Below are 11,951 nucleotides of genomic sequence, written 5' to 3'. Positions count from 1 at the left end.
GCTCCTATCAAGCCACTGCCGCCGGCCCACGGGCGTCCCGCGGGCCGCACAATGGGACCTGGCCACCGGAAACGGGGCACCGAGTGGTCGAGCGAACCCGCGGAACTACTACCGAGCATGACATTGAGCTGGAGTGGTGTATCGACGGCCACTCGGTGATCTCGTTCTGAGGCTATGCGGTGAGTTCGGTGGGCAGGACGGTCTCGTCGGTTTGTGACTCGATCGGGTGGAGGCGGGCCTTGGCGAGGAGTTCGCGGCCCATGTAGCGGCGGGCCTCGGTCCACTCGTCGTTCTGCTCGGCCAGGACCGCGCCGACGAGCCGGATCACGGCGGTGCGGTCGGGGAAGATGCCGACCACATCGGTGCGGCGCCGGATCTCCTTGTTCAGCCGTTCCTGTGGGTTGTTGGACCAGATCTGACCCTGTTGGCGAATTCGGCTCAGGCCGCGGCGGTCTGGAGTGCGGCGATGCGAGAGGTGCGGGTGCGGGCGTGAGGGGTGCCGATCAGCCAGGCGTCAGCACGGACGATGTTGATCGCGGCCGCGGTGAGGACGTGCTGCAGATTCGTCTTGTCCGTGCCTCGGTATCGGCATCTGCGCAGGCCGAAGGCCCGTACTGCTTGGGAGAGGGTTCCTTCGATGCCCGCGCGCATGGCGTACTGCTCTTTCCACTCGGTGGTCTCCTGAGCGGCCCGGACGCCATGCAGGGCCTCATGGATCTCCCGCTGGTGCAGGGTGAGTTGGCGCGGCTCGCGCTTCGCGCGGGTGCACTGGGGCCGGGAGGGACACGGGGTGCAGTCCGTCTTGGAGAACTCCACGTGGATCGCCTCCTCTCCGGCCTTGGTCCGCCAGGGTGACCAGTGGATCGATGTCTTCCCGCGGGGACAGTGCACCACTCGGTCGTCCCAGTCGATCTGGAATCCGTCGATGGCGAAGCCGTTTTGGGCCTTCGCCTGCCAGCTGGAGTCGGGCCGCATGGGCCCGAACAGCTCGATCCCGCACTCGGCTTGTGTGGTCGCCAGCAGGTCAGCGCCCGTATAGGCGGAGTCGACCAAGTGCCTATCGGGCAGTAGGTCACGAGTGGCCAGGGTGGCATGAACGGCTTGCAGAGCCGTGTTGTCCGCGGCACCGGCGCTGTCGGTGGCGACATTCACGATGAGGTGCGGGGCGTTCGGCTCGCAGGTCTCGGTGAGGTGGGCCTTGTATCCGGTCCAGCCGACATTGCGCTTGATGCCGTAGCGGGCGTCCGGATCATAGGGGCTGGCGCACCGCCCGGCCGACGGCAGCTCCCGGGCGGTGCGCCAGCGCAGTCGGCCAGTGGCATCGCGGTCATAGTGCTGGTCCCAGATGCGGCGCAGGGACTGAATCGCCGGCAGCTCGCGCAGCCAGGACGGGGAACCGGCACCCTCGACGAGAGCCAGCAGGTCGGCGCCGTCCGCACCGACCGTCTCGCTGAGCGTCAGCCGCTCGGCGTCCTCCATGGGCAGTCGGTACTCCTCTGCCCGACGCCCATAGCGTTCCGGCCAGGCCGGCATCAGGTGGGTGGTGAGCCAGTCGGGGACGGCGGTGGCCAGGACCTCCAAGGCGGCCCGCATCGCCTCGATCACCAATTCCAGGCGATTGAGGGTCCGGACGGCCGCCAGGACATGGGCGGAGTCCGTGCGCTGCCGCCCGCCGGCCGCGAGCAGTCCGGCCTGGGACAGACGCTCCAGCACCAGATCCAGGATCAGACTCTGCGGGCCCTTCAGCAGTCGCGAGCGGAACTCGCTGAGCACGGAGAAGTCGAACCCCGCATCCTCCAGCGGCAGGCTGAGTGCGTATTTCCAGTCGATCCTCGCCCGCACTGCGTCCGCCGCCTGGCGATCGGACAGTCCTTCCGCGAACTGCAACACGCTGACCAGCGCCAACCGCCATGGCGGCAGCGCGGGCCGACCTCGAACCGGAAACAGATCCTGAAAGTGGTCATTGGCGAACAGCGGCCCGAGCGCATCGCGGATCCGGATGCATAACGTCCCCTTCGGGAACGCCGCCCACGCGACCCGGACCGTCTCGGCAGGGATCACGTGATCGAGTCCAGGACGCAGGGACATGAAGCTCACCCCAGACATGCCATCCCCGCGCAGTACCGCCACCAGGCTCCCATCACCCGTTCCTGGCAATCCGGTGAATTCGCCAACAGGGTCAGATCTGCCACCAGATCTCGCGTGGGAACGCGGTGAACGCCAGCGCGTCGGCCTGCGCGGCGTCGAGATGCTCGGCGGCCTTGGGGAACTTCGCCTCCAGGGCGTCGAGGACGTGTCTCATCTGAGCCTGGACGGCGTCGGCGTCGGGCTGTTCGAAGATGGTCCGCAGCAGCGTGGCCACCCACGGCTGGGCCGACTTGGGCACTTGGCTCAGCAGTGCGCGGGCGTAGTGGGTGCGACGGCGCTGCCAGCCTGCCCCCGGGCAGGGTGGCGCCGATCGCCTTGATCAGGCCCATGTGCGCGTCGGAGATGACCAGTTGGACGTCGGACAGGCCGCGGGCGACGAGCGAGCGCAGGAAGGCCAGCCAGCCGGTGCCGTCCTCGGCGGTGGCCACGTCCAGGCCGAGGATCTCGCGGTGACCGTCGGCATTGACGCCGACCGCGATCAGCGCGTGGACGTTGACGATGCGGCCGCCCTCGCGGACCTTCTGCGTGAGCGCGTCCACCCAGACGAACGCATAGGGGCCGGCGTCCAGCGGCCGGTTGCGGAACGCGGTGACCTGCTCGTCCAGATGCTTGGCCATCGCGCTGACCTGGGACTTCGACAGCTGGGTCACTCCGAGGGACTCGGCGAGCTTCTCGACCCGGCGGGTGGAGACGCCGAGCAGACAGGCGGTGGCGACCACCGAGATGAGGGCCTGTTCGGCCCGCCGACGGCGCTCCAGCAGCCAGTGCGGAAAGTAGCTGCCGGTCCTGAGCTTGGGGACGGCGAGTTCGACGGTGCCGGCCCGGGTGTCCCACTCGCGTGGGCGGTAGCCGTTGCGGTGGTTGACTCGCTCGTCGCTGACCTGCCCGTATTCGGCGTTGCAGAGGGCGTCGGCCTCGGCGGACATGAGTGCGTCGGCGAACGTCTTGATCATCGCGCGCAGCAGATCGGGACTCGCCGTTGCGAGGTTGTCTTCCGTGAGGGCGTGCAGGGGCAGACTATCGGGTGCGGTCATCGTGCTGATCTCCTTCGGGCTTCGACACCTCGAAGATCAGCCGGTGGCCGTTCGTCTATGGGGGCATCATTCCGACGCCGGAGCAAACCCCCGGATCAGGTCGAACCCATACACCGCTTCCGTGGACGCAACCTCGCGCCGCTCTGGTGCCGGCAGGACGGTGGAAAGGGTGTCGCACCGGATGCCTCGAGGATCGGCAGCGCGTTTCCCCTACGGGTGTCTCGTATGACGGCGCCACCCGGTAGGGCATGCCTCCTCTTCGGGAACTGCTCGGTCTCGGCTACTGGTCGTGGCATCGTCTCCGCAGGGTGCCTGTGACAACGACATGGATGTCGGACCCTGCTCGCCCTACCAACGGGCCGGTTTGCCCTGGTCGAGGAGCTCCTGCCTCGCCTGCTCCGCCGCGTACGCGGCCACGAGCCGGTTCCAGCTGTACCGACCCGGACCGATCTCCGAGACGAGGTGCGCTCGAGTGAGGCGCGACAGGACCTGGCGGACCCGGCACTCGGGCCGTCCGGCCAGGTCCGCGACCTGCGATGCCGCGAACATGGGGTCCGGGCAGGCGCTCAGGTCGCGGAAGAGTGCGGCCGTCTCCGTGTCGAGCAGGCGGTACGAGCGGGTGATGGACGCGCGGACGTCGAGCGCCTGATCCTCGTCGCTCGCGAAGGCGTCCAGGGTGCTGTGCTCCGGCGCCTCGTACTCGTCGGCCAGGCTCGCCAGGCGCAACTGCGGTCGATAGGCCGCACGGGCGGCGACGTTGGCCAGGGCCAAGGGGAGCTGCCCGGCCAGCCGGATTATGCGGTCGACGGCCTCTGGTTCAGCGGCTGTCCTCGCTGCGCCGAGTCGGCGCGCGAGGAGGCTGCGTGCGTCAGTCTCGCTCAGAGGCATCAGTGTCAGGGGGCGTGCCTGGTAGGTGGCGACGAGCGCGTGCAGTTGCATGCGGCTGGTGACAAGGGCCATGGAGCCGGGGCCTCCGGGGAGGAGGTGCTTCAGCTGGTCCGTGTTCCATGCGTTGTCGAGCACGACGAGCACTCGGCGGTTGGCCAGCAAGCCGCGGAACATGAGCCCCCGCGCCTGCGCGGTCTCCGGTATGTCCGCGGGGCGGACCCCCAAGGACTGTAGGAAGTCCTCGAGCACGTGCGCGGGGTCCCGCGGCTCGGCCTCAGGTCCGGCTCCCTGAAGGTCTACAAAAAGCTGGCCGTCCGGGAAACGGTCAGCCAAACGGTGGGCGACGGCGGTGGCGAAAGCTGTCTTGCCAACGCCGGCCAGTCCGCCGACCGTGCAGATGGCCACAGAGGACGACGCCTCCGCATCGGCGACCAAGCGCTCGACCTGCTCCTGCTCTCTCTCGCGGCCGACCAGGCTCGGCAGGGCGGCTGGGAGCTGGGCCGGGGCGTGAGGCGCGGGCGTCTGTGTCGCGCCCTTCGGGCGGTCGGCGCTTTGCGGGAGCTGGAATCGCCCGGAGAGGATGCGCTCGTGGACTTGCTGCAATTCCGGCGACGGGCTGACGCCAAGGCGTTGACGCAGCAAGTGACTGGTCGTGTGGTAGATGGTCAGGGCCTCGGACTGCCGGCCAGCACCGTAGAGCGCGGTCATGAGGAGGCCGCATACGCGCTCTCGAAGGGGGTGCTCGACAAGCAGGGCGGACGGTTCTGCGGCGGCCTCAGCGTAGCGCCCTCTCTCCACTTCGCAGGCGAGCTGCTCCTCGGCACAGGCGAGGCGCAGCTCGCCGAGGACACTGCGCTGCTGGCCCGCGAACGGCCCCGGCACCCCGGCGAGGGCCACCCCCTTCCACATCTCGAGGCCCTCGGTCAGCAGGCTCGTCGCGGACGCCAGGTCGCCGGTGCTGCGCGCCTCCCTCGCCCTTGCCGCTGTCTCCTTGAACCTGTTCAGGTCCAGAGCGTCCGGTTGGATGTGCAGCAGGTAGCCCCCGTCGACCAGGCGCACGGAGCTGTCGCTCTGCTCCCCCAGTGCCTGTCTGAGCCTGTAGACGTAGGTGCGCACGGAGCCTACGGCCGACGGTGGCGCCTCGTCGCCCCACACGTCCTCTACCAGTTTCGAGAGGCTTACGGGCTTGCCCGCCCTGAGCAACAGCGAAGCGAGCACAGCGCACTGCCTCGGTTGACCAGCTCCGGCCTCGACCCCCTGCTTGTGGAGCCGGACTGGGCCGAGCACTGAGAACTGGACGCCTGGGTGCATAGTGCCTACCGCCCTGGGGATCCGTGAGGCTGGTTGCTTGGCTGTCCGCAGGGGACCGCTTTCCCCAAACATACCGCAGATCGGCCCAATTTTCTGGACTAAATAGTCCCTCTCGGCTAGCGGACCTCCCTTTCGCACAGGGGTCGCCGTTTTCCGTTTACAGCTGGGGCCTCATGCGGGTACGGGCGTGCGGACGAACGTGTCTTCCCGCCGTCACGCCCCGCCACCTGCCGGGAGGGCGATGAAGTCCAGCCGGTTCGGAGACCGCGACGCAGCCGCCCGTGGCGTCGCGCCGGGGCCTCTCGGCGCCGTCTCACCCCGGACGGCTTAGCGCCCTCCCGCGCCCCCCTCAGGCGGATTGCCGTCCTCGGCGGGCACGGCATAGGCCTTGACGTGGCCGATCGCCATGTCGAGGGCGATCCTCATAGGTTTGACGTCCTGGGCCGTCTGCGCAAGGAGGTAGCCGCCTTGAAGGGCGGCCATGAGGCCGGTGGCAAGCTCTCCGGCGTCCGCGTCGGCGCTGAGGACCCCCGAGTCCTTCATCCGCTCGAGCCCGGCCTCGAGCAGCCCCTCCCAGGTGTCGAAGTACCGGGCGATCGCCCTGCGCGCCTCTTCGTCCTGATCGGCCAGCTCGCTCGCAAGGGAGCCGAGCTGGCAGCCGTACGCCCCGTTTCGGAGCGCGCTGCGCTCGATCAGCGCATCCCGCCAGCGCTCCAGCCCGCGGAAAGAGTTGAGCCGCCGCAGCAGCTGGTGGTGGCGTTCGAGCACTTCAGCAGCCTGCAACGCGACAACGTCCCGCACCAGCGCATCCTTGTCGGGGTAGTGGCGGTAGAGCTGAGATTTACTCGTTCCGCTGGCCGCCCTGACCTCGTCGAGGGTCGTGGAAGACACACCCTTGACGTACATCATGTCGGCAGCGGCCCTCAAAATGCGCTCTCGAGTCACCCGCCCGCGCTCAGTCAGCCGGGAGTCGTTTTTGTCGCGCGCCTGTTCCGCCACATTGGCCAGGTTACCGGTGCGAACGGTAGCAGGATTCAGAATGGACTTCAAGGTCCTTTTCTGTCTCCACGTGCGGGAGCCGCGCTCGGCGACGGTGAGGTACTCGAGCACGGCGACTACGAGTGCAGGTACTGCGGCCAGGCCGAGCCCGTCATCCACGGGCTGCTGGGAGCACTCGACGACGTGCGCTACGTCTGGCGCCGCCTCCCTCCCTCTCACGGACGTCCACATGCACGCACAGATCGCCGCTGAAGCGGCAGAAGCAACCGCTGTGCAGGGCCGCTCCTCACCCACCAGGGCTCCCCGCAGCCGGACGACCTCAGCCGCTACGCGACGGAGGCGGACTGGACGCCGAACGCTTCGAGCACATCGCCGACCTGTCCGCCGCCGTGCGCGACGCCCGTGAGCGGGCCCGGGCAGGCGGCCGCCTTGCAGGCGTCGATACGAGGTAGACGGTCCGTCCACACGGCGGTGGTTGGCTGTATGCACGGCTGCGACGAGCGTCGCCGCCTCGCTGTGCCACGGCCGGCCTCCCCTGCACAGCGAGGCGCCGCCGACCAACGGAGGCCTATCCGGCGACTCGCTCCGAGGGCGTCGCCGCTATCGCGCCGGCCCGCTCCCCCGCCCCTGGGGAGCGGGCCGGGCTCGACCATCCGGCCTCCCAGACTCCGGCGGGCTTCGTGGCCCAGCCAGAGCAGATCGCTGCCACGATCCTCTACCTCACCTCCGACGACACCAGCTGTGTGTACAGGCCCCGTCGTCGACGCCGACGGCGGGGCCATGCCCGTCTGACGGAATCGACCCGCCCGGCGCACGCGCGTCGCGGCCTCTGGGCCAAGGAGCGTCATGGCCGCAGCCGATGGATTCCACGAAAGAGAACTGGCCGTACAGGAGCAGGCCGGTGTCCTCCGTGAGGCACCGCGTCTAGCCAGTGACGCCCCTGAAGACCAGGTGGACCGTTTACCGCGGCGGATGTGGTGGTGCGGCGGGTGTGACCCGTGCAGTCAGCACCAGGCCCACCGCGGTGCGCTGCCCGACGTCGCCGAAGTAAGGGCCAGGCGGCTCTGCGATATCCGGGGCGTGCCCACCGCCGACGCCTACGCCATGGATGACCGACGCCTTCGGGCCGGGGTTTGCGGCGAGAGCAGTGCGCTGCCCATGACAGGCCGATGGGCCGGTTGGAGGGCGTACGAAGACCTTGCCGGTCCCCGTCTCTGCGCGGCCGTGCGCCTGTAGTCGCGTCATCGGGGCCCGCACTGGCTGCGGCTGCCTCTCCGTCGTCCGTGCGGGCGGGGCCCTCGCCTGGGCCCGCTTCCCTGGACATGGCCGACTCGGCCTGTCGACTCGGCCGGTGGCCGGTCACCGTCGCGTCCCCTCCTGCCGGAATGCTCCGCAGGCCTGAGGCGCTCCCGCGGCGCCCGGTCGATCGCGGTCTTCAGGCGGCTGGGGCTCCATCGGAATGAGCCGCGTCAACGCTCCTGTCATGGCTGCGGGGCTCCCGCCCAGGCGGCTGGACGGGCGGAGGCCGGTGCGGCTGGCGCTCGAGGCGAAGGCTTCGCGGCGCGTCGGTGGATATGGTGACCGGCTCGTCGAAATGCCACAGCTCTAGCGGCGCTCCGTCCAGGAGTGTGTAGGTGACGCGGGAGTGCTCGATCTCGACCCGGAGCCGGCGGCTCCTGACCTCCAGCCTGAACGCCAGCCGACTGATCGCCTCCGGCAGCCTGGGCGCGAAGCCGAGAGAGTCGCCTCGGGGCCGCATGCCGCCGAACCCGGCGACCAGTGCCATCCACGTCCCCGCGAGGGAGGCCATGTGGAGTCCGTCGTGCGTGTTCTTCGCCAGGTCCTCCAGGTCCATGAGGGCCGCTTCGTGCAGGTACTGGTAGGCGAGGCCCAGGTGGCCGACCTCTGCAGCCATGACGGCCTGGCAGCAGGCCGACAGGGAGGAGTCGCGCACCGTGAGCGGCTCGTAGTAGGCGAAGTTCCGGGCCTTTTGCTCAGCGTCGAAGAACTCCCCGCGTGTGTACATCGCCAAGACGAGGTCCGCCTGCTTGACCACCTGCTTGCGGTAGAGGTCGTAGTAGGGGAAGTGCAGCAGTAGCGGGTACTGGTCGGGGGCGGTACCGGCGAAGTCCCAGGGCTCGAGGCGCGTGAAGCCCTCGTGCTGCTCGTGGACGCGCAGTTCGCGGCTGTACGGCACGTGCACGGCGTCCGCAGCGTCCCGCCAGGCGGCGGCCTCCTCGTCGTCCACCCCGAGCCGGGCGGCGCGGTCCGGGTGCCGGGCGACGGCGTCCGCAGCCGCCGTCAGGTTCGCAGCCGCCATCAGGTTGGTGTACGTGTTGTCGTTCTTGACCGCGGTGTACTCGTCCGGCCCGGTGACGCCGTCGATGTGGAACCGCCCACGGCGGTCGTGGTGCCCCAGGGACCTCCACATGCGCGCCGTCTCCACGAGCAGTTCCAGCCCGCAGTCCCGGTCGAAGTCCTCGTCGCCGGTGGCAGACACGTAGCGTACGACCGCGTCCGCGATGTCGGCGTTCACGTGGAAGGCGGCGCTGCCGGCCGGCCAGTAGGCCGAGCACTCGGCACCCTCGATCGTCCGCCACGGGAACGCGGCGCCCCGCAACCTGAGTTGGGCTGCTCGCTCCCGGGCGGCCGGGAGGGTCGACCGGCGCCACATCAGGGCCGCACGCACGGCCGAGGGCTCGGTGTAGGTCAGCATCGGCAGCACGAAGCTCTCGGTGTCCCAGAATGTGTGACCGTCGTACCCCGAGCCGGTCAGCCCTTTGGCAGGCAGGGCGCGCTCCTCCGCGCGGGCACCCGCTTGCAGCACGTGGAACGCCGCGAAGCGGACCGCCTGCTGGATCTCCTCGTCCCCGTCGACCTCGACGTCAGCACGGGCCCAGAAGCCGTCGAGGTACCGGCGCTGCTCGGCTGCCAGTCCCCGCCACCCTGCGCTGTCGGCCCCGGCAAGGGCGGCGTCGACCTGATCGCGCAGGCCCGGCAGCGTTCGGGTGCCCGACCAGCCGTAGGCGACCAACTTCTCCAGCCTGAGCCGCTGCCCCGCTCTGAGCGCCGACGTCGCCGTCAGCCGGGCGACGTCCTCGCTGCTCTCGCTGCGGAGCCGGGTGCCTTCCGGGCCACTCACCGCGTGGCTGGCCGCTGCCGCCACCCGGAGGCCGCTTCGGCGGGTGCGGTGGAGCAGCCTCAGCCTGCTGCCCTCCGCCGCATGCTCCAGGGATTTGAGTGGCGACTGCAGCGCCTTGGCGGTACGGGGGTCGCCCCCGGACTGCGGCAGCTCCTCGTTCGCGACCAGTTCGGACTGCACCACGACGCGGACGTCGCACTCCAGCGGCTCCACCTCGTAGACGATCGCGGCGACGGACCGCTGTGCCAGAGACACCAGGCGGGAGGACCGCACCCTGACCCGGCGGCCGGCCGGCGAGGTCCACTCGCAGGTGCGGTGCAGCAGCCCGGAGCGGAGGTCCAGCACCCTCTCGTGGGAGTGCAGCCGGCCGTAGCGCAGGTCGAAGGGCTCGTCGTCCACGAGCAGCCGGACGATCTTGCCATTGGTGACGTTGACTATCGTCTGGCCCGATTCGGGATACCCGTAGCCCGCTTCCGCGTACGGCAGAGCGTGCAGTTCGTGGACGCCATTGAGGTAGGTGCCGGGCAGCCCGTGGGGCTCCCCCTCCTCCAGGTTGCCGCGCCAGCCGATGTGCCCGTTCGACAGTGCGAAGATGGACTCGCTCTGGCCGAGCATGCCGAGGTCCAGCGCGGTCTCCCGCAGTACCCACGGCTCGATGGCATAGGACGGATGGCTGATCATGCCCGGGGCCGCCGATCGGGAGTGCCGGCAAGGTCTCTCAGGTCCTTGACGACCGCGTCGGCGCCATGCGCGTACAACGCGTCTGCCTGGCCTGTCCGGTCGACGCCGACCACCCACCCGAAGTGCCCTGACCGTCCGGCGTCCATGCCTGCCTGTGCATCCTCGAAGACCGCGCACTGGGAAGGGTGCTGACCCAGATCGCGGGCTGCTGCCAGGAACGTGTCGGGGTGGGGCTTGCCCCGCAGGCCCCGACTCGCTGCGACGACACCGTCGATCCAGGCGTCGAAGAGCGTCTCCACACGCGCCGTCCTCAGGATCTCGCGGCAGTTGGCGCTGGATGTGACGACAGCTGTGAGCAGCCCCTGGTCACGGACCGCCATGAGGTAGGCCATGGTGTCCCGGAACACCTCGGCTCCCTGCGAGTGGATCCTGGCCTCGAACAGGCCGCTCTTCCAGCGGCCCAGAGCGTGCACGGTGTCCAGGCCCGGGGGGTCGTCGGGGCTGCCGTCGCGCAATTCGATGCCACGCGAGGACAGGAAGCAGCGCACGCCGTCGGCTCTCGGCCGGCCGTCGACGAACTCGCGGTAGTCCGTGTCCGCAGCAAACGGGCGGAACCCGTTGCCCTCGCGCTGTTGCAAGAACGCGTCGAACGCCTCTTTCCACGCGGCGGCGTGGACGGAGGCTGTGTCGGTGATGACGCCGTCGAGGTCGAAAAGACAGGCCCGTATTACGGCAGGCAGGCCAAGCGCCACAGGGTCGTCTCCCTTGCAAGTGCCGGTGGGGCGGCCAGTCTTGCCCGCCCCACCGGCACTGTGGAAGGCCGGTAGACATCCAATAGACGCCGGGTCCACGGGGCCGACGCCGTCAGCTCAGCCTGCTGGCAGTTGCCCGGTGTCCCGCCCCTGCCCGCGCCCGCCTGATCGACTCGGGGTAGACGAGCGGTAGACGTGTTGACGCTCCCGTCCCTTCTACCCCGATGCAGTGGCTGCGCCGTGGCCGTGCGCCCGGTCTGTGGCCCACACGACGTCCGGCAGCAGCGCGGAACACCGCCCCGGCTGTGTCGTCCGCGCTCTGGGCGACCCAGACGGAGACCGGGCGGTAAGAACACGCTGTGAAACGGCGCTGACGTAGATGCCGCACGGGTACGGGTTGGGCGCTGCGCTCCCGGGCCGACGGGACACCGGGCGAGCAGCAGGTCGTTGGCACCGTATCCGCCCAGAACGGCTACAGGGGGTCACGTATGGCAGATTTCTCCCGCCTCCCGGGACCGAACGCGGACCTGTGGGACTGGCAGCTGGGGGCCGCCTGCCGCGGAGTCGACAGTTCGATCTTCTTCCACCCGGAGGGTGAGCGCGGGGTGGCTCGGAGCGCTCGAGAGAACTCGGCCAAGGAGGTCTGTATGAGGTGCCCGGTCCGTGTTGAGTGCGCAGCGCACGCGCTGACCGTGCGCGAGCCGTACGGCGTGTGGGGCGGCTTGACCGAGGGCGAGCGCGAGGAACTCATAGGCCGGGCACACAACCGGTTGGTGTCGGCCTCGACGTCCGTCGGTGACACTGCCTCGAACACTCGAAGGAACGTTTCTTCTAGACTTCCGGGCACACGCACGCACACGTGCCCATGAAGTTCACTGACGCCGAGCCGCCCGTGCGAGCTGGTCCAGCGTCGCCACCTGGGCGAAGGCGGGCAGCGTGAGGGCGACTATCTCCCGGTGCACGGACGGCTCCAGCGCCAGCATCCGCACCCACCGC

7 protein-coding genes and 3 pseudogenes are annotated in these 11,951 nt (G+C 69.5%); 1 reads left to right on the top strand and 9 read right to left on the bottom strand.

The window, feature by feature from the left end:
* Positions 1-172: 172 nt before the first annotated feature.
* From ACTWQJ_RS34170 to ACTWQJ_RS34135, 8 genes and pseudogenes are all read right to left on the bottom strand, one after another.
* A pseudogene (locus ACTWQJ_RS34170) lies at positions 173-418 on the bottom strand (transposase); the annotation flags it as partial.
* Between the two features lie 20 nt (positions 419-438).
* Positions 439-2,088, bottom strand: a complete 1,650-nt coding sequence (locus ACTWQJ_RS34165; protein WP_443310353.1) for an IS1182 family transposase — start codon at positions 2,086-2,088, stop codon at positions 439-441.
* Between the two features lie 94 nt (positions 2,089-2,182).
* Positions 2,183-3,182 (bottom strand): annotated as a pseudogene (locus ACTWQJ_RS34160) (IS256 family transposase); the annotation flags it as partial.
* 348 nt (positions 3,183-3,530) lie between these two features.
* A complete protein-coding gene (locus ACTWQJ_RS34155; RefSeq protein WP_443310352.1) occupies positions 3,531-5,381 on the bottom strand; it encodes a BTAD domain-containing putative transcriptional regulator in 1,851 nt (616 codons plus the stop codon).
* 327 nt (positions 5,382-5,708) lie between these two features.
* Positions 5,709-6,491, bottom strand: a complete 783-nt coding sequence (locus ACTWQJ_RS34150) for a TetR/AcrR family transcriptional regulator (RefSeq protein WP_443310351.1) — start codon at positions 6,489-6,491, stop codon at positions 5,709-5,711.
* 215 nt (positions 6,492-6,706) lie between these two features.
* Positions 6,707-6,847 (bottom strand): hypothetical protein, encoded by a 141-nt coding sequence (locus tag ACTWQJ_RS34145; protein WP_443310350.1) that lies wholly within the window; start codon positions 6,845-6,847, stop codon positions 6,707-6,709.
* Positions 6,848-7,815: 968 nt separating this feature from the next.
* Positions 7,816-10,203, bottom strand: a complete 2,388-nt coding sequence (locus tag ACTWQJ_RS34140; protein WP_443310349.1) for a glycoside hydrolase family 65 protein — start codon at positions 10,201-10,203, stop codon at positions 7,816-7,818.
* Positions 10,200-10,955: an HAD family hydrolase gene (locus ACTWQJ_RS34135; RefSeq protein WP_443310348.1), complete on the bottom strand. Its 756-nt coding sequence runs from the start codon at positions 10,953-10,955 to the stop codon at positions 10,200-10,202. Before ACTWQJ_RS34135 ends, ACTWQJ_RS34140 begins: the two co-directional genes overlap by 4 nt.
* Before the next feature lie 488 nt (positions 10,956-11,443).
* On the opposite strand from ACTWQJ_RS34135, the gene ACTWQJ_RS34130 reads away from it, so the two are divergent.
* The gene (locus ACTWQJ_RS34130; RefSeq protein WP_443310347.1) at positions 11,444-11,824 is read left to right on the top strand and encodes a WhiB family transcriptional regulator; all 381 of its coding nucleotides are present in this window, start codon (positions 11,444-11,446) and stop codon (positions 11,822-11,824) included.
* 3 nt (positions 11,825-11,827) lie between these two features.
* On the opposite strand, the pseudogene ACTWQJ_RS34125 reads toward ACTWQJ_RS34130, so the two are convergent.
* Positions 11,828-11,951 (bottom strand): annotated as a pseudogene (locus ACTWQJ_RS34125) (LysR family transcriptional regulator); the annotation flags it as partial.

It is taken from the genome of Streptomyces sp. KR55, from assembly GCF_052245645.1.
In the GTDB taxonomy this organism is placed as follows: Bacteria; Actinomycetota; Actinomycetes; order Streptomycetales; family Streptomycetaceae; genus Streptomyces; species Streptomyces flavusporus.
The sequence above is the reverse complement of the archived record's forward strand: the minus strand, read 5'-3'. Positions and strand labels throughout refer to the sequence as shown.